This is a genomic window from Kribbella sp. NPDC050281 (genome assembly GCF_040655855.1).
In the GTDB taxonomy this organism is placed as follows: Bacteria; Actinomycetota; Actinomycetes; order Propionibacteriales; family Kribbellaceae; genus Kribbella.
Genome location: NZ_JBFAKS010000004.1, coordinates 74702 through 97600 on the forward strand (window position 1 = coordinate 74702; position 22899 = coordinate 97600).

At 68.7% G+C, this 22899-nt stretch carries 20 protein-coding genes; 10 read left to right on the forward strand and 10 right to left on the reverse strand.

Going from position 1 to position 22899, the window contains the following annotated elements; genetic code table 11:
* Positions 1-2: 2 nt before the first annotated feature.
* Positions 3-1634: a hypothetical protein gene (locus AB0I34_RS06175; protein WP_360440239.1), complete on the forward strand. Its 1632-nt coding sequence runs from the start codon at positions 3-5 to the stop codon at positions 1632-1634.
* Between the two features lie 47 nt (positions 1635-1681).
* On the opposite strand, the gene AB0I34_RS06180 is transcribed toward AB0I34_RS06175, so the two are convergent.
* Complete coding sequence (locus AB0I34_RS06180; RefSeq protein WP_360440242.1) at positions 1682-2908, reverse strand: SGNH/GDSL hydrolase family protein; 1227 nt, start codon at positions 2906-2908, stop codon at positions 1682-1684.
* A 113-nt stretch (positions 2909-3021) separates the two neighbouring features.
* On the opposite strand from AB0I34_RS06180, the gene AB0I34_RS06185 reads away from it, so the two are divergent.
* Entirely contained in the window at positions 3022-5523 is a 2502-nt protein-coding gene (locus AB0I34_RS06185; protein ID WP_360440245.1) for a DUF3516 domain-containing protein, read from the forward strand.
* On the opposite strand, the gene AB0I34_RS06190 is transcribed toward AB0I34_RS06185, so the two are convergent.
* Positions 5510-6775, reverse strand: a complete 1266-nt coding sequence (locus AB0I34_RS06190; RefSeq protein WP_360440248.1) for an MFS transporter — start codon at positions 6773-6775, stop codon at positions 5510-5512. The two genes, AB0I34_RS06185 and AB0I34_RS06190, sit on opposite strands and share 14 nt — an antisense overlap.
* Positions 6776-6794: 19 nt before the next feature.
* On the opposite strand from AB0I34_RS06190, the gene AB0I34_RS06195 reads away from it, so the two are divergent.
* Positions 6795-7346, forward strand: coding sequence for a CGNR zinc finger domain-containing protein (locus AB0I34_RS06195; protein WP_360440251.1), 552 nt, complete (start codon positions 6795-6797; stop codon positions 7344-7346).
* A 487-nt stretch (positions 7347-7833) separates the two neighbouring features.
* On the opposite strand, the gene fabV is transcribed toward AB0I34_RS06195, so the two are convergent.
* Positions 7834-9003, reverse strand: a complete 1170-nt coding sequence (gene fabV / locus AB0I34_RS06200) for an enoyl-[acyl-carrier-protein] reductase FabV (RefSeq protein WP_360440254.1) — start codon at positions 9001-9003, stop codon at positions 7834-7836.
* Positions 9004-9073: 70 nt separating this feature from the next.
* Positions 9074-10360 carry a UDP-N-acetylglucosamine 1-carboxyvinyltransferase gene (gene murA / locus AB0I34_RS06205; RefSeq protein ID WP_360440257.1) on the reverse strand — a complete coding sequence of 429 codons (1287 nt, stop codon included), beginning with the start codon at positions 10358-10360 and terminating at the stop codon, positions 9074-9076.
* A gap of 49 nt (positions 10361-10409) precedes the next feature.
* Between murA and AB0I34_RS06210 the strand changes: the two genes are divergently transcribed.
* Complete coding sequence (locus tag AB0I34_RS06210) at positions 10410-10994, forward strand: cob(I)yrinic acid a,c-diamide adenosyltransferase (protein ID WP_360440260.1); 585 nt, start codon at positions 10410-10412, stop codon at positions 10992-10994.
* Positions 10995-10997: 3 nt separating this feature from the next.
* On the opposite strand, the gene sppA is transcribed toward AB0I34_RS06210, so the two are convergent.
* The 4 genes from sppA to AB0I34_RS06230 all read right to left on the reverse strand — a co-directional run bounded on the left by sppA (position 10998) and on the right by AB0I34_RS06230 (position 15048).
* A complete protein-coding gene (sppA, locus tag AB0I34_RS06215; protein ID WP_360440263.1) occupies positions 10998-12650 on the reverse strand; it encodes a signal peptide peptidase SppA in 1653 nt (550 codons plus the stop codon).
* Between the two features lie 157 nt (positions 12651-12807).
* The gene (locus AB0I34_RS06220; RefSeq protein ID WP_360440266.1) at positions 12808-13932 is read right to left on the reverse strand and encodes a CU044_5270 family protein; all 1125 of its coding nucleotides are present in this window, start codon (positions 13930-13932) and stop codon (positions 12808-12810) included.
* A complete protein-coding gene (locus AB0I34_RS06225) occupies positions 13932-14561 on the reverse strand; it encodes a sigma-70 family RNA polymerase sigma factor (protein WP_360440269.1) in 630 nt (209 codons plus the stop codon). The genes AB0I34_RS06220 and AB0I34_RS06225 overlap by 1 nt, the downstream gene beginning before the upstream one ends.
* Before the next feature lie 154 nt (positions 14562-14715).
* Positions 14716-15048 (reverse strand): hypothetical protein, encoded by a 333-nt coding sequence (locus tag AB0I34_RS06230; RefSeq protein ID WP_360440272.1) that lies wholly within the window; start codon positions 15046-15048, stop codon positions 14716-14718.
* A 133-nt stretch (positions 15049-15181) separates the two neighbouring features.
* On the opposite strand from AB0I34_RS06230, the gene AB0I34_RS06235 reads away from it, so the two are divergent.
* The 5 genes from AB0I34_RS06235 (at position 15182) to AB0I34_RS06255 (ending at position 19730) form a co-directional block, all read left to right on the forward strand.
* On the forward strand, positions 15182-15496 hold the full coding sequence (locus AB0I34_RS06235) for an STAS domain-containing protein (RefSeq protein ID WP_360440276.1): 315 nt from the start codon (positions 15182-15184) through the stop codon (positions 15494-15496).
* Between the two features lie 75 nt (positions 15497-15571).
* Entirely contained in the window at positions 15572-17551 is a 1980-nt protein-coding gene (locus tag AB0I34_RS06240; protein WP_360440279.1) for a protein meaA, read from the forward strand.
* An 18-nt stretch (positions 17552-17569) separates the two neighbouring features.
* On the forward strand, positions 17570-18394 hold the full coding sequence (locus AB0I34_RS06245) for an aldo/keto reductase (protein WP_360440282.1): 825 nt from the start codon (positions 17570-17572) through the stop codon (positions 18392-18394).
* Positions 18395-18403: 9 nt separating this feature from the next.
* Complete coding sequence (locus AB0I34_RS06250) at positions 18404-19222, forward strand: M55 family metallopeptidase (RefSeq protein ID WP_360440285.1); 819 nt, start codon at positions 18404-18406, stop codon at positions 19220-19222.
* A gap of 184 nt (positions 19223-19406) precedes the next feature.
* Positions 19407-19730, forward strand: coding sequence for a hypothetical protein (locus AB0I34_RS06255; protein ID WP_360440288.1), 324 nt, complete (start codon positions 19407-19409; stop codon positions 19728-19730).
* 8 nt (positions 19731-19738) lie between these two features.
* Here AB0I34_RS06255 and AB0I34_RS06260 read toward each other — a convergent pair whose 3' ends face one another.
* The gene (locus AB0I34_RS06260) at positions 19739-20227 is read right to left on the reverse strand and encodes a pyridoxamine 5'-phosphate oxidase family protein (RefSeq protein WP_360440291.1); all 489 of its coding nucleotides are present in this window, start codon (positions 20225-20227) and stop codon (positions 19739-19741) included.
* 85 nt (positions 20228-20312) lie between these two features.
* Between AB0I34_RS06260 and AB0I34_RS06265 the strand changes: the two genes are divergently transcribed.
* Complete coding sequence (locus tag AB0I34_RS06265) at positions 20313-22196, forward strand: hypothetical protein (protein WP_360440294.1); 1884 nt, start codon at positions 20313-20315, stop codon at positions 22194-22196.
* Here the strand turns inward: AB0I34_RS06265 and AB0I34_RS06270 are convergent.
* Complete coding sequence (locus AB0I34_RS06270) at positions 22185-22892, reverse strand: isocitrate lyase/phosphoenolpyruvate mutase family protein (RefSeq protein ID WP_360440297.1); 708 nt, start codon at positions 22890-22892, stop codon at positions 22185-22187. The two genes, AB0I34_RS06265 and AB0I34_RS06270, sit on opposite strands and share 12 nt — an antisense overlap.
* Between the last annotated feature and the right edge of the window lie 7 nt (positions 22893-22899).

Below are 22899 nucleotides of genomic sequence, written 5' to 3' on the forward strand. Positions count from 1 at the left end.
CCATGAGCAGCAAACGGATCAGCAGACGAACGCTGCTCGGTGGATCGCTGGCCGCGGCCGCCACTGCCGGAGGCCTCAGCGGTTGTGCCACGGTGACGCGATCGACCGACATCGCGGCCTTGAACAAGCCGGTCGCGTTGCCGACGTACAAGCCGTTCGACGGACCGAAGCCGGACCTGCCCCGGAGCCATCCGTTGATGCCGGACTGCTTCTACCAGTTCCCGGCCGATCCGACCCGGGTCACCGAGGGCGCGCCCGCAGACGGCGAAGGCATCTCCGGCAGCGTGCCGACGTCGAACCCGATTCCGCCGACCGCCGATCGCAATCCGTACTGGCAGGAGCTGAACCGCAGGATCGGTTCACCGCTGGACCTGACCATCACTTCGGCCACCGGCTCCGACTACACCAACAAGTTCGCGACCTCCGTGGCAGGAGACACGCTGGGTGATCTGTTCAACGTCGACGGCAAGTTCTCCTACCTGCCACAGTTCCTCGAGGCTCGGGCCCAGGACCTGACCGAATACCTGTCCGGTGACGCGATCCTGGAGTACCCGTTCCTGGCCAACCTGTCGGCCGACTCGTGGCGTGGGTGCGTGTTCTCGGGCGGCATCCGGGCGGTCCCCATCCAGCGCGGCGTGATGTCGTCCAACCTGCTGCTGGCCCGCCAGGACCTGCTCGACCAGCTCGGTGTCGAGCTCGGCTCGCCCACCGTGGACGAGTTGAACAAGGTTGCCAAGGCGGTGACGGACGGGAAGAAGAACCGCTGGGCGTTCGCGACCCCACCCGCGGCGGCGCTGAGCGCGATGCTGGGGCTGCCGAACGGCTGGGAGGTTCGTGATGGCCGCCTGGTGCACAGCCGGGAGCTCCCGGAGCAGAAGGAGATGCTCGCGATCTCCACGAAGATGCAGGCCGACGGGCTGATCCATCCCGACGGGGTGGCGAAGAACAACCAGAAGGTCTGGTTCAGTCAGGGCTCGGCGGTGATGACGCAGGACACCTACTCGTCCATCCAGAGCTTCTACCGCCGCGCCGTCGCGAAGAACTTCGCCATCGCGCTGCCGGTCGTGCGTGACAGCGCCGGGAAGGTCGGGCGGTTCCTGCTGGGGTCGCCGAACAACTCGATCGCGGCGATGCGGCCCAGCTCGCCGGAGCGGACCAAGATGCTGTTGCGGGTGCTGAACTGGATGGCCGCGCCGTTCGGGACCGAGGAGTATCTGTTCCGCAAGTTCGGCCTGCCCGGGCGGCACTACACGCTGAAGGGCACCGACCCGGTCCTGACCGAGGCCGGCAGCAGTGAGGTCTGCCTGGGCGAGTTCCCGATCCAATACCTGTCCGACGGTGGATATCCGGTCTACTTCCCGGGCCACCCCGAGGCGGTCGACGTTGCCTACGGCCACCTCAAGACGATCCTGCCCACGGCGATCCTGCAGCCGACGTACGGGCTCTACTCACCGACCGACTCGACCAAGGGCAAGGTCGCCGACAAGGACTTCGAGGCGCTCACCAAGGAGATCCAGCTCGGCCGCTCCGATCTCTCGGACTGGGACAAGGCCGTCGCCAACTGGCGCAAGTCAAGCGGCGACGCGATCCGCCACGAGTACGAACAAGCAATGTCCATCCAGGGCCGCAAGTAACGACCAGCCGCACGCACCGCCCGCGGGGCGGTGCGTGCGGCCTTCTCTCACTGACAGCGGAGGGTGTCCAGGTCGGGTGCCTGGCCCATCGCGTGGTTGCCCGCGTCGTTCGGGTGGAGGCCGTCGCCGCCGTCGTACGCGGCTTGGAGGCGACTGGGATCGGCGGGATCCCGGGTGGCGGCGTCGAAGTCGACCACGCCGTCGAACTCGCCGCTCGTACGGATGAAGGTGTTCACAGCCTGCCGCGCAGCCTCCTTCTCAGGCGAGTACACGAACGAACCGCCAACGGGCGTGAGCGTCCCACCGACGATGCACCGCCCACTGGCGTGAACCCGTGCGATCAGCTGCCGATACCCATCGATCAACTCGTCAGCAGTGGCACCCGCATAGATGTCGTTGATCCCTTCCAGCAACAACACCGTGCGTACGCCGGGCTTCGTCAGCACGTCCTTGTCGAGCCGCGCCAACGCACTCGCCCCGGCACTGCCCGCCTTCGCGATCCCACCGAGCACGCGGTTCCCCGAGATGCCCTCGTTGGAGATCCCCAGCTGCCGGTGCTCCGGCAGTCGCCCGTACCGATCCGCCAGCACGTCCGGCCACCGGCGGTTCGTGTCGATCGTCGTACCGACCGACGACGTGATCGAATCGCCCAGTGTCGCCACCGTCTCCACCTGCTGCGGCGCCGTCACGATCGCCGCGTTGACGAAGTACCACGCCGACGACTCGGTCTGGTACGTCGTCGCCGACTCGTCCGCCGCGTGATCACCGGAGGTCGACTTGTAGCTGTGCTGCATGGCCCGGTTGTGCGCGGTGATCACACCCGTCGTACCGACCACATGCAGACTCACGGTCAGACTCGTCCGCGCCGGCACCGGTCCCGCCAGCGGATCACTGATCGCCATCGCCCCCGGCGGAATCGTCACCGATGTCTTCCCGCCGAACCTCAACCGCCGGCTCGACCCCGGTACGACGCTCGCCCCGGCCTCGTGCCGCCCGACGTACACCGAGTCCGTCACCAATGGCTGATCGCCGTGCGCGTTCGACACCCGGATCCGCAGATCCTTCCCGCCGACGCTCGTCCGCACGACGTTCCGCACCGTGACGTCGTTCAGCGTCCCACCGGCGATGTCGTCACTCGCACCCCATGTCGTCACCACCTCCGTCCCACCCGGGCCCGGGCCATCGTCAGGAGTCGCGGCCGCCACCAGACCCGCCGCACCCACCGCCGTCACCAGCAAACTCGCGCCCATCCGGCGCCACGAAAGAGAAGTCATCTCCCGAGTCAAGCCTGAATAGACATGCTGTGCAATCGTTTGCGTGGCGACGAGCGCCGGACGGTCGCAACCGGCGGCCGAACGGTTCCGGTCGTCAGGGACAATGGGTGGTGATGACGCTGACTGAGCAACTGCCGGGGACGACCGAGCCTGACGACCTGTACGACGCGTTCGCGCGGTGGGTGGGGGAGCAGGGGATCTCGTTGTACCCGGCGCAGGAAGAGGCGTTGATCGAGGTGATGACGGGATCGAACGTGATCCTGTCGACCCCGACCGGGTCGGGCAAGAGTCTGGTCGCCACGGGCGCGCACTTCGCGGCGTTGGCGGACGGTCGGCGGACCTTCTACACGGCGCCGATCAAGGCTCTGGTGTCGGAGAAGTTCTTCGCGCTCTGCGACGTGTTCGGCGCCGACAAGGTCGGCATGCTGACCGGAGACGCATCGGTGAATGCCGGGGCGCCGATCATCTGCTGCACCGCCGAGGTGCTGGCGAACGTCTCGCTGCGCGAGGGCTCGGCCGCGGACGTCGGCCAGGTCGTGATGGACGAGTTCCACTTCTACTCCGAGCCGGACCGCGGCTGGGCCTGGCAGGTGCCGCTGCTGGAACTGCCCGACGCCCAGTTCATCCTGATGTCGGCGACCCTCGGCGACGTCGAGCGGTTCAAGATCGACCTGTCCCGCCGTACCGGCCGCCCGACCGCGATCGTGTCCTCGGCCGAGCGTCCGGTCCCGCTGATCTACAAGTACGTCACCACCGCGTTGCACGAGACGCTCGAGGAACTCCTCACCACCCACCAGGCGCCGGTGTACGTCGTCCATTTCACCCAGGCCGCCGCGCTGGAACGTGCCCAGGCACTGATGAGCATCAACGTCTCCTCGAAGGAGGAGAAGGAGAAGATCAACGAGCTGATCGGGAACTTCCGGTTCAGCAAGGGCTTCGGCCGGACGCTGCAGCGGCTGGTGAAGCACGGCATCGGCGTCCACCACGCCGGCATGCTGCCGAAGTACCGCCGTCTGGTCGAGCAGCTCGCCCAGGCCGGTCTGCTCAAGGTCATCTGCGGCACCGACACCCTCGGCGTCGGCATCAACGTCCCGATCCGGACCGTCGTACTCACCGCCCTGAGCAAGTACGACGGACGCCGGCAGCGGATCCTGAAGGCGCGCGAGTTCCACCAGATCGCGGGTCGCGCCGGCCGGGCCGGCTACGACACGTCGGGCACAGTCGTCGTCCAGGCGCCGGATCACGTGGTGGAGAACGTGAAGGCGCTGGCCAAGGCCGGCGACGACCCGAAGAAGCAGCGCAAGGTGCAGCGGAAGAAGCCGCCGGAGGGTTTCGTCACCTGGGGCGAGGACACCTTCGACCGGCTGGTTGCGGCCGAGCCCGAGGCGCTGCAGTCCCGGATGCGGGTCAGCCACGCGATGCTGCTGAACGTGATCGCCCGCGACGGCAACGCGTTCGAGAGCATGCGGCACCTGCTCCGCGACAACCACGAGGACTCGAAGATCCAGGTCCGGTTGATCCGCCGCGCGATCCAGATCTACCGCACGCTGCTCACCGCCGGTGTGGTCGAGCGGCTGGACGAACCCGACGAGAACGGCCGCACGCTGCGCCTGACCGTGGACCTGCAGAAGGACTTCAGCCTGAACCAGCCGCTGTCGACCTTCGCACTGGCCGCGCTGGATCTGCTCGACCCGGAGGATCCGTCGTACGCGCTGGACGTGGTGTCGGTGGTCGAGGCGACGCTGGAGGACCCGCGGGCAGTGCTCTGGGCGCAGGAGCACCACGCCCGCGGCGAGGCCGTGAACGCGATGAAGGCCGAGGGCATCGAGTACGACGAGCGGATGGAACTGCTCGAGGACGTGACCTGGCCGAAGCCGCTCAACGAGTTGCTCGAGGCAACGTTCGAGATGTACCGGCAGACGCACCCGTGGATCGCTGACTCCGGTCTGTCGCCGAAGTCGGTGGTCCGGGACATGTTCGAGCGGGCGATGACGTTCGGCGAGTTCATCGGGTTCTACGGGCTGGCGCGGTCGGAGGGCGTCGTACTGCGGTATCTGAGCGACGCGTACAAGGCGCTGCGGCAGACGGTGCCGCCGGACAAGGTGAACGAGGACCTCACCGACCTGATCGAGTGGCTCGGCGAAGTGGTCCGGCAGACCGACTCCAGCCTGCTCGACGAGTGGGAGGAGCTGACCAACCCGACCACCGAGGAGGTGACGGAGGTGGTCCCCGCCGGGCCGCGCCGGATCACCTTGAACACCAGGGCTTTCCGGGTCCTGGTCCGCAACGCCATGTTCCGCCGCGTCGAGCTGGTCGCCCTGCACCGGTGGGCCGAGCTCGGCCAGCTCGACTCCGAGTCGGGCTGGGACGCCGGCCGCTGGGCCGAGGCAGGTACGGCGTACTACGCGGAGCACGAGGTGGTGGGCACCGGCCCGGCGGCCCGTGGTCCTGCGCTGTTCATGATCGAGGAGCACCCGGGCTACTGGGAGGTCCAGCAGATCATCGACGACCCCGAGGGCGACCACGACTGGCGCATCACCGCCAGCGTCGACCTCGCCGCCTCCGACGAAGCCGAGGACCTGGTCCTGGAAATGGCGTCGTTCAAGCCGCTGTAGTCACCGGGGTCTCGAGGGTTCGGACTTCGCGGACGAACATCGGGACGGCGGACACGGCGATGCCGATGGATCCGACGGCGACGGCCGCGGTGGTGCCGAAGGTGCTGCCGAGTACGCCGCCGAGCGCGGCGCCGATCGGGAGGACGCCGAAGGTGAAGGTGCGGTACGCGCCGTTGCTGCGGGCCAGTGCGGTGCGGGGGATGAGTAGTTGGCGGATCGTCACGGACAGGACGTTGGCGCTGCCGAGGCCGATGCCGGACAGGAACTGCAGTACGCCGAGGAGGACGCCGTACTGGATGCCTCGGCCTGGGAGGAACGCCAGCAGGAGCGGCAGACCGGTCGACAGGATGAGTGAGGCACCGAAGGCTCGGCCGTAGCCGAGGCGTTTGGCCAGACGGAGACCGAGCATGGCGCCGACGAAGGCGCCGGCCCCGCCGGCACTGAGGGCGATGCCGTAGCCGCCCGCGGACAGGCCGCGTTCCTTGACCGCGAGGACGACGAGATTGACGACCAGGATCTGCGCGGACGCGTTGTAGAGCGCGGCGTGGGCGGTCAGCGAGCGCAGGAACGGGCTGACCTTGATTTGTCGAACGCCTTCCCACAGACCTGGTCGATCGTCAGTGGTGTGCGGTGCGGCCTCCGGTCGTCGCGCCGATCCGACGCCCACGGCGCTGGCCAGGTAGGAGACGGCGTCGACGAGGAGGGCGACGGCTGGTCCGAGCACCTGGACCAGGATTCCGGACAGGCCCGGGCCGCCGACCTGTGCGGCGGTGGACGAGCCCTGGAGCGCGCGGTTGGCGGACGGTAGGTCGGCCTCGGGGACGAAGTCCGGGAGATAGGCGAATGACGCGATGTCGAACACCACACTCGCCGCCCCGACCAGGAAGGCGACCGCGACCAGCAGCGGCAGGCTGAGCTGGTCCATCGCCCAGGCGAGCGGGATCACCATCAGCGCCGCCGCGCGGATGATGTCGGCGGCGATCATCACCCCGCGCTTGCGCCGCCCTTCGAGCCAGTGCCCGGTGAGCAGTGGCAGCGCCGCGCTGGGCAGGTAGGTCGCCGTCGCGATGGCGCTCACGCCTGCCGCTCCCGCGTCGAGGGTCAGCGCAGCGGTCAGCGGAAGCGCGACCGCGGTCACGTGTGTGCCGACCGCGGAGACCGTCTGTCCCGCCCAGAAACGCTTGAAGTCGCCGTCCACCGTTACCAGTACCTCCGCCTCATCCAGTAACTTCGTTACCGGATCATGCCCCATGGCCGGTAACGTGGCAACTGTGATTCAGCCCGGCGAGCGCACCCCTGCCCCTGAGCCGCTGACGCTTGTGCAGGACCTGGTGAACACCGTCGACCTGGAGATGGAGCAGGACGCGCTGACGAAACCCGCGGACCTGCGCGCGTTCTGCGCCGATCACGGCCTGCCCGGTCTCCAGTTCGATCGGGCTGACCTCGCGGAAGTGCTGATCCTGCGTGAGGCGGTGCGGGATGTCTGCCAGGCGCACGCCGGCATCGACGTACCGGCGGAATCCCTCACCGTGCTCGATCGGCTGCTCGCCGGCGCACCGCTGACGCTGGCGCTGTCAGCCGACGGAGGAGCGACGGTCCGTCCGGCAGACGGCCTGACCGGCGTTCAGGCGCTGGTCTCCCGTCTCGCGGCGGACATTGCCACCTCGGTTGCTGTCGGCAACTGGCCGCGGCTCAAGGCGTGCGCCGCCGACACCTGCCGCTGGGTGTACTACGACCGCAGCCCCGCCGGTCGCAGCCGCTGGTGCACGATGTCCCTCTGCGGCTCCCGCAACAAGATGCGCAACTACCGCGCCCGCGCCTGACCCGGCACCCGCCGCGATCCGGTCGAGCTTGTTGTCTGGATCCATGGACCGCTCAACGTCGTGGTCGCCAGCCGGACGGAGCCGCCGACACGCCGAGCGAACAGGCAGTGATGCGCTCCCACTGCCCGGTTATGTCGCCGTAGCGCACTCGTATGCCGCCAGCGATGACATAACCCGCCAGTGGATCATCAGACGCGGCCTTCCCGGATCACCAGACGTGGGCTCCCCAGCACACCCGGCAGCCTCCCCAATCCATCAACATCTCGATCTGGGGAGCCGAACAGTCCGGAACGGGGTAGGTGCCCTCCCCGAACGGCACCCCACGGGAGTGGGCCGGTCAGAATCCCAGCAACCTGCCGCCGCGTCCGGGTGTGGCGGCATAACGACCACTGTCATCCGCCAGCAGGCACAGATCGCGCGACCGGTGCCCTCGGCAACGAACTGTGGTTGTCCACGGATTCAGGCTTAGCCTTCCCGAGAGGCCAGGCTAGGGCCAGGTGACGTCAACCTCGGTGGGGGCCTCGTAATCGAGGCCCGGTACGTCGAAGCCGTACAGGCGCCGTACCTCCGCGAGGAACCAGGCGGTGTCGGCGACGTCCGCGATGTTGTCCTGCGTCGCGGACTCCCACTGCGCGCGAACGGCCGCCTGCACGTCGTCGGCCAGCTCCCAGCGGTCGAGACGAATGCGGCCCTCGTCGTCGAGATCCAGCGGTGTCTCGCCGGTCAGCTGATCCCACAGGGCGACCGACTGCTGCACGGGAGTCTGCAGACCATCGCCGAGCACCTTGTGCAGCAGGCTGACGTACAGACCGATGCCCGGGATCGCCGACGACGCCTGGGTCACCGCGGCACCGTTCACCGACGTCATCGCCTTGACGCCGTCCTTGGCGAGTGTGACCGCGGTCTGCTCCAGGTCAGCCTTTGCGGCGCCGATGGAACCCTGCCGGTAGATCGGCCCGGTCAGCTCGGACCCGATGTAGGTGAGCGCGACCGTGGTGAAGCCGGGCTTCAGCAGCCCACGCTCGTCGAGCGCCGAGATCCAGCGAGCCCAGTCCTCGCCGCCCATCACCTTCACCGTCTGGGCGATCTCGTCCTCGGTCGCGACCTCGATCCCGACCTGCTGCAGAACCGGCTGCCCGTCCTCGTAGGCCAGGCTCTTGGTGGTGTGCGGTGCGCCGATCGCCTTGATCGCCGACTGGAACGTCTCCTCGGTCCGCGGATCGACCCGGCGCGGCGCGGCGACGCTGTAGATCAGGTGGTCGACCCCGCCGAACCGCTCGGCGATCAGCCCGAGCACCTCGTCCTTGGTGGTGTCCGCGAACGCATCGGCGTTGATGAAGCGGAAGTCTCGACCGAACTCGGCCGCGAGCACAGCCGTCTCGGCTGTGCGGTACCAACCCGCGGTCGCCGTACGCCGAGCCGTCGGTGCCTTCTCGAAGGACACACCAATCCCGTCGATCCCATACCGCGCGAGACCCGCGATGGTCGTGGCCAGGCCGTAGCCGGAACTGGAGCCGATGACGAGCGCGGTACGGCGCTCTGGTGCACGGCGCTCGACTTGGCCGGCCAGGTCCCGGACTACCCGGGCACAGCCGGCCGGATGCGAGTCCAGGAACAGGAATCCACGGCCCAGGGGCTTGATCACGCGCTCACTCATGCCAGGACCCTAACCCGGCCCACAGCGTCGACGGGGCAGAGTGCCACAAGAGTGCGCAGGAAAGTCCGGTTCAGTTCCAGTACAGTTCCGCGTCGTCGGGCTCGACTGTGACGTCGGCGCCGAGGCGGCGGAGGTTGCCCGCGAAGTCCGTGTAGCCGCGGTGAACGTGGTGAGCGGCGGAGACCAGCGTCTCGCCCTCGGCCGCGAGCCCGGCCAGCACGAGCGCGGCGCCGGCCCGGATGTCGCTCGCCACGACGGGAGCCCCCGACAGCCGCGGTACGCCGCGGACCACGGCGTGGTGTCCGTCGGTCTGGATCTGTGCACCCAAGCGGGTCAGCTCCTGCGCGAAGGTGAACCGGCCCTCGAACAGGTTCTCCGTCACCATCGCCGCGCCGTCGCTCAGCGCGTTGAGCGCGATCACGAAGGCCTGCAGGTCGGTCGCGAAGCCCGGGTACGGCAGCGTCACCACGTCCACCGGCTTCGGCCGGTCGTCCATCCGGACCCGGAAGCCCGGGTTCAGCACCGTGATCTCGGCGCCGGCCTTGTGGAGCTTGTCCAGCGGCAGCTCGAGATGGTGGGCGTGTCCGTTGGTGATCGTCACGTCACCCTTGGTGATCGCGGCCGCGAACGCCCAGCTCCCGGACACGATCCGGTCCGCGACGACGGTGTGGTCGACCGGGTTGAGCGGACCGGCCACACCGCTCACCTCGATCCGCGGTGTGCCGGCGCCGTCGATCTGGGCCCCCATCGCGACCAGCATCGCGGCGATGTCCTGGATCTCCGGCTCCCGGGCCGCGTTCTCGATCACCGTGATGCCCTTGGCCAGCACCGCGGCCATCATGATCGTCTCGGTCGCGCCGACGCTGGGGAAGTCCAGCCAGACCTCGGTGCCGTGCAGGCCCTGCGGTGCTTCGGCGATCACGAAACCGTGCTCGATGTGCACCTTCGCGCCCATCGCCTCCAGGCCGGCGACGTGCATGTTCAGTCCGCGCGAACCGATGTTGTCGCCACCCGGCAGCGCCACCTCCGCCTTGCCGCAGCGGGCCAGCAGCGGTCCGAGGACCGAGATCGACGCCCGCAGCTTGCGCACCAGCTCGTAGTCGCACTGGTACCGGACCTCATGCGGTACGGCGATCGTCGCCAGCTGCGCGTCCGCGTCGACCGTGACCTCGCAGCCGAGCGTCTCCAGCAACTGGGCCATGAAGGCCACGTCCAGGATGCCCGGTACCTGCCGCAGCGTCGTCGTACCTTCTGCCAGCAGGGCGGCCGCCATCAGCTTGAGCACACTGTTCTTCGCTCCAGCGACCTGCACGGCTCCCTCGAGCCGTGCCTCACCCGCGATCCGAAACCGTTCCACCCGCCGACTGTAGCGAACCGGTGTCCCCGGACATGCGTAGAGTCCTTCCATGGCTGTGAACTTGACGCGGATCTACACCCGGACCGGTGATGCCGGTGAGACCCGCCTGGGCGACAACTCGACGACCTCGAAGACCGATCCGCGGCTGGCGGCGTACGGCGAGGTGGACGAGGCGAACTCCGCCATCGGCGTGGCCATCGCGGCCGGTCACCTGAACAGCACACTGGTCGTGCTGCTGACCAGAGTCCAGAACGACCTGTTCGACGTCGGCGCCGACCTGTGCAACCCGATCACGCCGAACCCGGAGTACCCGCCGCTGCGGATCACCCAGGAGTACGTCGACCGCCTGGAAGGCTGGTGCGACGAGTACAACAACCGCCTCACCAAGCTCCGCTCGTTCATCCTCCCCGGAGGTACGCCGGGCGCCGCGTACCTGAACGTCGCCCGCACTGTGGTCCGCCGGGCCGAACGCGCCGGTTGGGTCGCGGTCGAAGCCCACGGACCGTCGGTCAACCTGCTCGCCCTGCAGTACCTGAACCGTCTCTCCGACCTGCTGTTCATCCTCGGCCGCGTAGCGAACCTGTCCTCCGGCGGCGACGTCCTGTGGGTCCCCGGTGGCGAACGCAAGTCCTGAGACTTACCCCAGCTGCCAGTTGAGCGGCATCCGCAGCAGACCGGCGGGTGGCAGGCCCAGAGCGCTGTAGAGACTGGTGGTCAGCCCGTCGAGAGTCAGCGGTTGCGCGGTCACAGCGAGGTCGTCCGTCGTTGTCGGCGGGCGCAGTCGTTCCAGCAGGTTGCGATGCGGGACGGTCGCCAGGGCGACCTCGTCGCGGTCCAGACCGGCTCGATCGCAGGCCAGAGTGAGCGCGTGCTGGAAGCCACCGAGCTCGTCGACCAGTTTGCGGTCGTGAGCGTCGGCGCCGGTCCAGACCCGACCCCGAGCCAGGGACTCCAACTGCTCCTCGGGGAGCCCACGGTCCAGGGCGGCCTTGGCGACGAAGTCCTTGTAGATGCGGTCGAGCGTCTCCTCCAACCGGGCCCACTGCTCGTCGGTGAACTCCTCCTGCGCCGAGTACATCCGCGCGTTCTCACCCTCCGACACGGCCTCCTGCGTGATCCCGATCCGGCCCAGCGCGTCCCGTACGACGCCTTTGCCGGTCAGTACGCCGATCGATCCGGTGATCGTGCCAGGTTGCGCGACGATCACGTCGGCCGGCATCGCGACGAAGTACCCGCCGGACGCGGCCACCGTGCCCATCGAGGCGATCACGGGCTTCCCGGTGGAGCGCAGCCGCAGTACCTCGTTGCGGATCGCGTCCGACGCGACGTACGAGCCGCCCGGGCTGTCGACCCGCAGGATGACGGCCCTCACCTTGTCCTCTTCCGCCACGGCACGCAGCGCGGCGCCGACCGTGTCGGAGCCGGAGCTGGGACCGCCGAGCGGGCTGCCGGAGTTGCGGCCGACGTTGATGCCGCCGGAGACGCGGACGACAGCGACCATCGGCTTCTGCGGCCAGGGGAGGACCTTGCGGAGCTCCTCCAGCGTGCGGGGGCCGCGGCGGATGTACCGCTCGGCGAGCAGTCTGGTGGTTTCGCCGAGACTCTTCTCCAGGGCGTCGTACACGTCGGACCGGTAGCCGAGGCGGTCCACCAGTCCGGCGTCCAGCCCGGCCTGTCCGGACAGCGGTGCGGTGTTCACGAGTTCCCGCACTCGAGCCGTGTCCAGCCGTCGTCGTACGGCGATGCCCTCGACGATCTGCTCGAACGCGGACTCGGCCAGCCGGGACGCCATCTCCCGCGCCGGAGCGGTCATCTCCTTCTCGGTGAAGGTGTCGGCGGCGGTCTTGTACTCACGCCGCTTGCCGAACTGCGGGATCACTCCGGCCTTGTCCAGCGCCCCGCGGACGAAGACCGCCTGCACAGACACGCCGGTGATGCCGAGCTCACCGGACGGCTGCACCCAGATCTCGTCGAACGCGGTCGCCAGGTAATACGGGACCGTACCGCCGCCGACCTCGCCGAACGACTCCGTCCAGGCGAGAGCGGTCTTGCCCGACGTCCGGAAGTCGGCGACCGCCTCGCGCAGGTCCTGCACCTGGGCGAGCGACAACCGATGCCCGCCCAGGTGCGCGACCAGGCCGACGACTTCGTCGTCTCGCGCGCCCTTCCGCAGCGCCGCCACCAGCTCACGCAGTGTCGGCAGATGCCGAGCGCGGAACGCGGCCACCGGCGAAGCAGGCGGCGTCTCGAGTACACCCCGGGTCAGATCCAGCTCCAGCAGAATCCCCATACCCCGACACTAGACGCCGCCCGCAACCCCCTACTTCACTCGCCGACGAGTTGCGGACCCGCGTCGCCGGTCAGCAGGAAGTTCGCCGTACCGCCGGAGGTGGCCGGCGCGCTGCACCACCTTCCGTCATTGCATCGTGGCGAGGGGTACAAGCCGGTCAGCGGACCGCGGGCGAAGGGGGCTTCGGATTCTGGTCGGTCCAGCCGGACTCGAGGACGACGGTGGAGCCGCCCTTCAGGCCCTCGATCGTCGAGCTGAGCAGCCGGCCGGTCGTGGTGTCGATGATGTAGGCGCTGCGGCCGCGCACCGGTGTCGTGGCGGAGCCGCTGGGGATTGCCTTCGGGAGGTCGATGGTGATCTCGGTGCCGACGCGGCCGATCGGGTCCTTGGCCCCGGTTCGGATGCGGGTCCCGGGCAGGGCGGCCAGCACGCGGAGGGCGGCGCCGCGCAGCTTCGGCGGCGACGGGGTTTCGAACAGCAGTTGGCCGGCGGCGGCGAACACGGCGTAGTCACGCTCGGAGGCCGTCGATTGCGGGCCGGCCGCCGTGATGAGGTACGCGCGCAAGAGCGCCGGGTCGGTGGGCAGCGCCGCGATCTGCTGGGCGCTGAGTGGCTTGGTTCCGGTCAGGAAGTAGCCCTGGGGAACGTCCCGGAACGACATTTCGTGGATGACCGGCGCCATGGCGCGGCTGGTCAGCGGGTCGCTGTTCCCCGGCACCTGCCAGGTCGTCGGTGATCCTTGCGCGCGCCACTTGGCCACGTCGGTCGCCGTCGCCGGGCCGTACCCGAGCCCCGCCCAGCCGAACCACGACTCGACCCCGGGCTTCATCGGCATCCAGCTCTCGATGATCGACCGCCCCTGCACCGTGTACCTCGGCTGACCGACCCGGACGGTCGGCCCGACCTGCAGGCTGCGCACCCGGAAGAACTTCCCGGACAGCTTCTCGTTCTTCTCCTGCTCCACCGCGGCCGCGATCAGCACCTGACTGGCGGTCGTCAGCCGTGGGGTCGTCGGAGTCACTGTCGACGGCGCCACCCCTATGTCACTCCCGCCCCCGGTGCCACGCACCAACGGGACACCGAGCCCGACGACGGCAACCACTGCTGTCGCGGCAGTCACCGCGGTCCCTACCCAGCCGGCCCGCGCAACCACCGACCACCGCCTGGGTCTGCGCTGCTCGCGGATCAGGCCTTCGAGCTGCTGTCGTGCGGCGGCGGTGGCTTCCGGGGACGGCGCATCAGCCGAGGGGAACGCCTTGCGGATCGACTCGAGTTCCTTCATCAGGCGTCACCTGCCGTGGGGTTGTGGCCGAGTGAGTCCCGGACGATGCGGCGGGCCCGGGACAGGCGTGAGCAGACCGTGCCGTACGCGATCCCGAGCGCCGCGGCCACCTCGTGGTACGTGAGCTGGCCCAAGGCGACGAGCAGCAGCACCTCGCGGTCCTTGGCCGAGACCTTCGCCAGCGCGGCGGCCAGTTCGCGCCGCGTGGCTTGGGCGGTGACCTGCGCGGCGATCCGCTCCTCGGCTCCTGTCACCGGAAGCGGCGGTGGGAGTTTCGCCAGCGCCCGCCACGCGCGGAGCTCGTCCCGCCGATGCCGGCGGATCAGGTTGGTCGCGATGCCGTACAACCACGCCCGCACCACCCCGCTGCCACGGTCGAACCGGTCCCGCTGCCGGAACGCGATCAGGAACGTCTCCGCTGCCAGGTCGTCCGCGACATCGGGACCGAGCCGGCGGGCGACGTACCCGTGCACCTGCGGGAAGTACTTGTCGAAGATCAGCGTGAACCGGTCCGGCTCCAGCACCGACGCCTCCAGCAGCCGCCCGTCCTCGTCCGCTTCGGCGGGCACGACGGCAGCCGGCAGCCGACTGGGGAACGCAAGGGTGGCCAGGGCCACGTCGGGCGTCATCGAACTCCTCGCGTCTGGCGGCTTTCCGGTCGGCTCACCCACTTCTTGCCCGATGTCCCCAGACCCCTTCTCGCGACCCCGCCCTCGATCTCCTGACCCCCCGCGGATAGACGCGCGAGAGCGCTCTCCGGAGGACACGCAGACGGGAGAAAAGTCAGTGGGTGTCGAGCAGCCCGCGGGCGGCGGCCTCGTCGTTCGGCCACACGTAGACGGTCCAGCCGTCCTTGGTCCGGGCCGCGGTCGCCTTGATGCCGAAGTCCTTCAGCATGGAGACCTTGACCCGCGCCTCGTTGTAGGTCCGCACGGTCCGGACGTCGATCAGCAGCCCGAACGCGTCCCGCTCGGCGGGACGAGAGTCGACCCGCCGAACGAGCGACCCGCCCTTGGCCTTCGAGAAAGCCCAGCGGCAAAGCAGTACCATCAGCCCGGCCAGGGCGATGGCCACGACCGGAAAGACGAAGTACTCCTCACCGAACACGGACACCATTGTCTCGCGAAATAAAAGGTCGCGAGGTCTTGGCAACCTTCCGTGTCCCCAGGGAGTCTTTACGATCACAAGCTGGACACGCTGCCACGCGGCCGATGACTCGGGGGCCGCCGGAAGAGCGGAGGGCACGGACATGCTCGCACCGACCCCGAACAACGTCGTACAACTGACCGGCATCCTGGACGTCCGCACCGTCGGCGACGTCCGTCAGACCCTGAACACCGTCATCGACACCTCGGTGGGCGACGTCATCGTCGACCTCGAACGGGTGGACGCGGTCGACGCCACCGGTCTCGGCCTGCTCGTCGCCACCCACCGCCGGACGCAGTCGCTCGGGCGGCAGTTGGTCCTGTGGCACCCGATGCCCTCGGTCATCCGGATCCTCGCCGTCACCCGGCTGCACCGCGTCCTGCGGGTCGAGCGGAGTCCGCTCCCCATCGGCGCGTGAATGTGACCTAACCCCCTGGTGACACCGGTCACGAGGTCGCGACTCACCAGGGAACAGAGTCCTACTCTCGGGTACATGGCGACCGAGAAGGATCGACCGTGGGTGATGCGGACGTACGCGGGCCACTCGTCCGCTGCTGAGTCGAACGCGTTGTTCCGGCGGAACCTGGCCAAGGGCCAGACCGGTCTGTCGGTCGCGTTCGACCTCCCGACCCAGACCGGGTACGACGCGGATCATCCGCTGGCCAAGGGTGAGGTCGGCAAGGTCGGCGTACCGATCGCGCACCTGGGCGACGTACGGGCGTTGTTCGACCAGATCCCGCTCGCGCAGATGAACACCTCGATGACGATCAACGCGCCGGCGATGTGGTTGCTCGCGCTGTACCAGGTCGCTGCCCAGGAGCAGGGCGCGCTGCCCGATGAGCTGACCGGGACGACGCAGAACGACATCGTCAAGGAGTACCTGTCCCGTGGCACGTACGCGTTCCCGCCGGAGGCGTCGCTGCGGCTGACCACCGACGTGATCGCCTACACGGTCGCCAGCATCCCGAAGTGGAATCCGATCAACATCTGCAGCTACCACCTGCAGGAGGCCGGCGCGACGCCGGTGCAGGAGCTCGCGTTCGCGTTGTCGACGGCGATCGCCGTACTGGATCGGGTCCGGGACGCGGGCCAGGTGCCGCCGGAGCGGTTCGGCGACGTGGTCCAGCGGATCTCGTTCTTCGTGAACGCCGGGGTGCGGTTCATCGAGGAGACCTGCAAGATGCGCGCGTTCGTCCGGCTCTGGGACGACCTGACCCTGCACCGGTACGGCGTGACGGACGCGAAGGCCCGGCGGTTGCGGTACGGCGTCCAGGTGAACTCGCTCGGCCTGACCGAGGCGCAGCCGGAGAACAACGTCCAGCGGATCGTGCTCGAGATGCTCGGCGTCACGCTGTCGAAGAACGCCCGCGCCCGTGCGGTCCAGTTGCCGGCCTGGAACGAGGCCCTCGGTCTGCCGCGGCCGTGGGACCAGCAGTGGTCGCTGCGGATGCAGCAGGTACTGGCGTACGAGTCCGACCTGTTGGAGTACGACGACATCTTCGACGGATCGCACGTGATCGAGGCGAAGGTCTCCGAACTGGTCGACGGTGCTCGCGAGGAGATCGATCGCGTGCAGGCGATGGGTGGTGCGGTCGCCGCGGTCGAGAGCGGCTACCTGAAGCAGGCGCTGGTCGCATCGCACGCCGAACGCTGGCAGCGGATCGAGTCGGGCGAACAGGTCGTCGTCGGGGTGAACAAGTTCGAGAACACCGAACCGTCACCGCTGACCGCGGACCTGGACACCGCGATCCAAACCGTCGATCCCGCGGCCGAGAGCGCAGCCCTGACGTCTCTCCGCGAGTGGCGCGCCAACCGCGACGCGGCTGCAGTCGAGTCTGCACTGACCAAGCTGTGCGCTGTCGCGAAGACCACGGACAACCTCATGCCCGTCACGCTCGAGTGCGCCCGCGCGGGCGTGACCACGGGGGAGTGGGCCGGGGTCCTGCGGGAGATGTACGGCGAGTACCGCGCTCCGACCGGGGTCACGGGATCGGTCGGCGTCTCCGGTGGCGGTGAAGCGATCGCCGCCGTACGCGCGAAGGTCGCCGCCACGTCGGAGGAGCTCGGCGGCCGCCTGCGCTTCCTGGTCGGGAAGCCCGGCCTGGACGGCCACTCGAACGGCGCCGAACAGGTCGCCGTCCGCGCCCGCGACGTCGGCTTCGAGGTCATCTACCAGGGCATCCGGCTGACGCCCGAACAGATCGTCGCCGCCGCGGTCGCCGAGGACGTCCACTGCGTCGGCCTCTCGATCCTGTCCGGCTCACACATGGAACTCGTCCCGGCGGTCGTGTCCGGCCTGCGCGCGGCCGGCCTCGACGACGTACCGGTCGTTGTCGGTGGCATCGTCCCCGACGCCGACGCCCGGGAACTCCGGTCCGCCGGCGTAGCCGCCGTCTACACCCCCAAGGACTACGACCTCACCGGCATGATGGCCGACGTCGTCGAGGTGATCCGCCACGCCCACAAACTGTAGGCGTGGTAGAAGGAGTACATGACGGCGAACAGTGCTCAGGCGACTCTCACGCTCTCGAACGGTACGGCGATTCCGGTGTTCGGGCTGGGGGTTTGGCAGGCGGCGGACGGGCCGGAGACGGAGCGGGCGGTCGAGTGGGCCCTCGAGATGGGCTACCGGCTGATCGACACGGCTCAGGCGTACCGGAACGAAGCGAGTGTGGGGCGGGCGATCCGCAGCAGCGGGATCCCGCGGGAGGACATCTTCCTCACCACGAAGTTCTACCCGGGCAACAAGGACCCGCGCGCCGAGGCGGAGAAGAGCCTGGAGCGGCTCGGCACCGACTACCTCGACCTCTACCTGATCCACTGGCCGCAGAGCGGGCCGACGTGGGCGTGGCCCGGGATGGAAGCGGCCGTGGAAGCCGGCCTGACCAAGGGCATCGGGATCTCGAACTTCAGCGCCGCGGAGATCCAGGAGCTCCTGAAGACGAGCCAGATCCAGCCGGCCGTGAACCAGATTCAGTTCAGCCCGTTCGAGTACCGCGCCGCCCTGCTTGCGGCCTGCGAGGACGCAGGGATCGTCGCCCAGGCGTACAGCCCGCTGGGAACCGGCCGCCACCTCGGCGACCCGGTGGTCGCGCGGATCGCGGCTGCCACCGACCACACACCGGCACAGGTCCTGATCAGGTGGGCAGTCCAGAAGGGCCTGTCGGTCATCCCCAAGTCCACCCATCGCGAGCGCATCGAGGAGAACTTCGCCGTCTTCGACTTCGAACTCGACGACGAGGCCGTCTCCGCGCTGGACGCCCTCGACACCACCGGCCGGACCGACGAGGCGCTGGGCCAGAAGTGGTGGTCCTGACCTTTGAAGGTGTTCCTGTCCACTGACATGGAAGGTACGGCCGGGGTCGTCGACTGGGGTCAGGTCCGCGGTCCTGCCCAGGAGTACGAGTACTACCGCGGACAGCTTCAAGCGGAGGTCAACGCCGCGATCGACGGCGCCCTGGCTGCCGGCGCGACCGAGTTCCTGGTCAACGACTCACATTCGACGATGCAGAATCTCCGCCCGGACGAGCTCCACGGCCGGGCCGGCTACCTGTCCGGGCGGCACAAGCCGCTGTACATGATGGAAGGCCTCGACGACTCCTTCGACGCGGCCATGTTCATCTCGTACCACGGGGCGGCGAGCTCGACGTCCTCGGTGTTGTTCCACACCTACAACCCGCGGGCGATCGCCGAAGTACGGCTGAACGGCACGCTCACCGGCGAGGCCGGGATCAACGCTCTGGTGGCGCTGGCGTACGGGGTTCCGGTCGTACTCATCTCGGGCGACCGGGTGACGATCGACGAGGCGCAACCGTTCTGCCCCGGTATCGAGTCGGTCGTCGTCAAGGAGTCGGTCTCGCACAACGCCGCCCGGTCGGTGCATCCGGAGACCGCACGGGAGCTGATCCGCGAAGGCGCACACCGCGCCCTGGACCGGCTCCCGGACGTTCGGCCGCCGGCGATCGCCCTTCCGGCCGAGCTGACCATCCGCTTCCACAACCAGGCCTTCGCAGACCTGGCCTGTGCCCTCCGTGACGTGGAGAAGGTGGACGACCGAGTCGTTGCCATCCGCAACGACGACCCGCTCCACCTCTTCCGCACCTTCATCGCCACAGTCTTCCTGAGCCGCGCCGTCACCGACTAGCCGCCGCCCCACCCCGGCCAGCAGCCCGGCCGGCCCGGCCGGGCGGCCCGGCGGCCCCGCTTCCGCGGGCTTGGTCACTTTGTGCACGAGATCCGTACGGCGGCGTCCTCGGCGTACGGATCTCGTGCACAAAGTCGGGTCCGATGATCGGGGTGGGACCCCGGGGCGCAGCTAGCATTCGCTGGTGGTTGAGCAGACTCGCGCCGGGCGATCGGTGGGGCGGGGCGTGCTCGTCGTTCTGGTGGTTCTGGCACTGATCGTCGCAGGGTGGATCAGGTACCAGCGGTGGGAGCGGGAGAAGGTCGCGGAGGCGTACGAAGGAATGAAGCTCCCGGCGGCGTTCTCGCTGACCGACAGGCGCTGGGTCGCGGGTCTGGACGCGTTGAGGCTGCAGACCGGCTGGACGTACACCTACGATCATGAAGGCGACGGCGTCGAGGCTGCAGCTGAGCTGACGCGACGACGATTGCGTCACACCGAGCCGTTCCAAGGAACCGACCCGGTGTAACCACGTCGCTAGCTCTTCGACTTTTCCTTGATGAGGTCTTCCACTGCCTTGGGGATGGTGGTCTCGAAGTCGAGGAGCTTGGCCCAGGTCGGGGTGACGGTGATGACGACCATCTCGTCGTACAGAGCCTTCACTCCGGCCTCCCAGTCCGGGTACTGCTCGTCGGTCGTCACCTTGTGTCCGGCCAGCAGGTAGCCCTCCGGGACGCCGGGCACCAGCTCGACCTCGGCGCTGCCGCGGATCAGCAGGACCTTCGGCGGGAAGGCTCCGGTGTCGATGGTGAGCGCGACCTTGGGATTCTTCCGCAGGGCAGCGACCTTCGCCGACTTCGGCACTGTGGCCATCAGGATCTTGTCGCCCTCGACCCAGAAGCCGATCGGAATCACTCTGGGGTCGCCATCGAGTCCGTCGTAGGCGAACCGGGCCGGCTCGGGGCCGGTGATCAGTTCCTGCGCGTAGGGCTTGGCCAGAATCGCGGCGATCTCGTCCTTGGTCATGATGGTGATCCTTCCACTGAGGAGGTGCTGTCATCAGGGGGACGAAGCCGCCAGATGCTTCTCGACATCGGTAGCGTGGCGAATCGTGGAAATCTTCGGATTCGGTGCGGGCACGGTCCAGGTCGGCGACGACGGGGCGGTCGAGCAGGTCGTTCACCCGGACGGACGGCGGGTCCTGCTCGATCCCGGCCCCGTGCACGACACGCTGCACGCGTGGGGCAAGGGTTTCGTGATCACGGACCGTGGCAGCCACCGCTTCGACAACCCGGCGCTCGTGCGCTGGCGGCAGACCGGGCTCGACTTGCTCTACCAGTTGGGTGAGCTGGAACTGCGCGTCGGCCGCCGCTTCGGTGACCAGTGGACAGAGACCTACGAGCTCCGCAACGCCGGGGCCGAGCCGACGACGGTCGGGTCGATCGCGATCAGTACGCCGTACCGCGACATCTATCGCTCGAGCCAGGAGAGCCTGACGGGGGCTGTTCATGCGCATGTGTGGACCGGTGGCGCCGATGCGTGGGTGTGGGCGGTGCCGATGGACGGCAGCGGTCCCGGGCTCGGTCTGCAGCTGAAGGAGGGCGAGCTGTGGGCGTACTCGGTGGAGTCACGCGAGCCGGGCACGAGCAGCAACGTCCGCGGCCACATCTACCTCCACCCGACCGACCACGCTCGCGCGCCGCACGCGATGGGCGGTCAGCCGCCGATCACACTCGCCCCGGGAGCGTCGTACCGGTGGACCTGGCAGCTGGCCTGGTACGACGACCTGCCCGGATTCCATGCGGATCGGCAGCCGCTCATCGGCGCGGACCGGCTGGCCGCCGAGGTGGGGGAGACGATCCAGCTCACCGGAGACGGCCCGAGTGAGGTCACGAGCGACGAGCCCGGTCTGGTGCATGTCGAGGCGACGGACGGCAAGCGGACCGCGCGGATCGCCGTACTGTTCCATCAGCCGCTGCGCGAGATCGCCGAGCGGCGGGTCCGGTTCGTCCTCGAGCGGCAGCGTCGGCCGGAGCTCGCGGACAGTCGGCAGTACGCCTTCGTGCCGTACGACAACGACAGTGGCCTCACTGTGTTGTCGGGTGCGTGGGCGGACTGGTCCGATGCGCGCGAACGGATCGGGATGGCACTCCTGCTGCAGGAGGTCCGTGACCGCGGCTGGGGTGATCGGGCCGAGCTGGACGAGGCTTTGGCCGGGTACGAGCGGTTTGTCCGCGAGCATGTGGTGGACGAGAACGGCACGGTCCAGGACGACAGCTTCCATCAGGATCGCGTGCGGCTGTACAACTTCCCGTGGTTCGCGAGGTTCCTGCTCGGGCAGGGTGATCGGACCGGTGCCGCGCGCATTCTCGACCGGTACTACGAACTCGGCGGGGATCACTTCCTCGCCTTCGACCTGGGTCCGCTGCTGAGCGAACTCGGGATGCGGGATCACCTCATCCGGCATGCACGGCAGTTCATCGAGTACGGCGATGAGCTGCCGCCTCACGAGGTCAACTACGAGCAGTCCATGGTCGCGCCCTTGCTCGAGCTACTCGTAGCGGCGTACCGGATGGCGCCGGACGAGATCGACGGCGCGGAGCTGAATCGCCGGTTGTCCTGGCTGACGGCGTTCGCCGCCGATCAGCCCGACGTACGCCTGCGGCAGGTGGCGATCCGGCACTGGGACGGGTACTGGTTCGGCCGGCTGCGGTTGTGGGGCGACGTCTTCCCGCACTACTGGTCGGTGCTCAGTGCGGCCGTGTACGCCGCTTGGCCGCGAGAACTGGTCGAGCCATCGACGGCGGCCTGGCTGGACGCCGCGACGGACTCGATCCTGCGCGCGAACCTGGTCAACTTCTCAGCGGACGGCTCGGCGACCTGCGCGTTCGTGTACCCGAGCTGCGTCAACGGACAGCCCGCCCATGTCGCGGACCCCTTGGCCAACGACCAGGACTGGGCCTTGGTCTACGCACTCAGGGCCCTACGTGAGTGAAGGGAGCAGTTCGCGCAGGCTGTTCATCAGGTGGGTGTGGATGCTCGTGCCGTACGAGATGCGGTGCGCGCCGGCGGCGATCAACTCGGCGGGAGTGGGCCCGCCGACGGCGGCGTGGGCGTTGATCGGGCCGCCGATGCCCTCGACGACCTCGGCCAGGACGTCGGTCGGGGCCATGATCGGGTAGACGCAGTCGGCGCCGGCGCGGCGGTACGCCCGGCCGCGGGCGATGGCGTCGGCCGCTCCACCTCCACGGATGAACACGTCGACCCGTGCGTTGATCACCAGGTCTGCTCCCGCGGCAGCGCGAACCTCGGCCAGGTAGTCGGCCTGCCGGGCCGGGTCGGTGAGCACGCGGTCCACCGAGTCCTCCAGATTGCAGCCGACCGCACCGGTGTCGAGCACGCGCTCGGCGAACTCCTTCGGCGCCAGGCCGTAGCCGGCCTCCAGATCAGCAGTCACCGGTATGTCGACCGCCCGCGCGATCCGGGCGACCGCGGTGAACATCTCCGCCGGTGGGGTCAGCTGACCATCGTCGTACCCGAGGACGCGAGCGACCGCGCCGCTACTGGTCGCGACCGCGGGAAAGCCTGCCTCGGCCATGATCTTGGCACTCACCGGATCCCAGGCGTTCGGCAGGATCAGCGGCGTACCGCCGTGATGCAAGGCCCGGAACCTCTCCGCTCCTGATGTCATCTCGCGG

Coding starts and splice junctions, on each gene's coding strand:
- AB0I34_RS06185 (WP_360440245.1), top strand. CDS start 3,022: ATGACGCTGACTGAGCAACTGCCGGGGACGACCGAGCCTGACGACCTG.
- fabV (WP_360440254.1), bottom strand. CDS start 9,003: ATGAGTGAGCGCGTGATCAAGCCCCTGGGCCGTGGATTCCTGTTCCTG.
- AB0I34_RS06210 (WP_360440260.1), top strand. CDS start 10,410: ATGGCTGTGAACTTGACGCGGATCTACACCCGGACCGGTGATGCCGGT.
- AB0I34_RS06240 (WP_360440279.1), top strand. CDS start 15,572: ATGGCGACCGAGAAGGATCGACCGTGGGTGATGCGGACGTACGCGGGC.
- AB0I34_RS06190 (WP_360440248.1), bottom strand. CDS start 6,775: ATGGGGCATGATCCGGTAACGAAGTTACTGGATGAGGCGGAGGTACTG.
- AB0I34_RS06270 (WP_360440297.1), bottom strand. CDS start 22,892: ATGACATCAGGAGCGGAGAGGTTCCGGGCCTTGCATCACGGCGGTACG.
- sppA (WP_360440263.1), bottom strand. CDS start 12,650: ATGGGGATTCTGCTGGAGCTGGATCTGACCCGGGGTGTACTCGAGACG.
- AB0I34_RS06225 (WP_360440269.1), bottom strand. CDS start 14,561: ATGACGCCCGACGTGGCCCTGGCCACCCTTGCGTTCCCCAGTCGGCTG.
- AB0I34_RS06245 (WP_360440282.1), top strand. CDS start 17,570: ATGACGGCGAACAGTGCTCAGGCGACTCTCACGCTCTCGAACGGTACG.
- AB0I34_RS06175 (WP_360440239.1), top strand. CDS start 3: ATGAGCAGCAAACGGATCAGCAGACGAACGCTGCTCGGTGGATCGCTG.
- AB0I34_RS06235 (WP_360440276.1), top strand. CDS start 15,182: ATGCTCGCACCGACCCCGAACAACGTCGTACAACTGACCGGCATCCTG.
- AB0I34_RS06180 (WP_360440242.1), bottom strand. CDS start 2,908: ATGACTTCTCTTTCGTGGCGCCGGATGGGCGCGAGTTTGCTGGTGACG.
- AB0I34_RS06220 (WP_360440266.1), bottom strand. CDS start 13,932: ATGAAGGAACTCGAGTCGATCCGCAAGGCGTTCCCCTCGGCTGATGCG.
- AB0I34_RS06260 (WP_360440291.1), bottom strand. CDS start 20,227: ATGACCAAGGACGAGATCGCCGCGATTCTGGCCAAGCCCTACGCGCAG.
- AB0I34_RS06230 (WP_360440272.1), bottom strand. CDS start 15,048: ATGGTGTCCGTGTTCGGTGAGGAGTACTTCGTCTTTCCGGTCGTGGCC.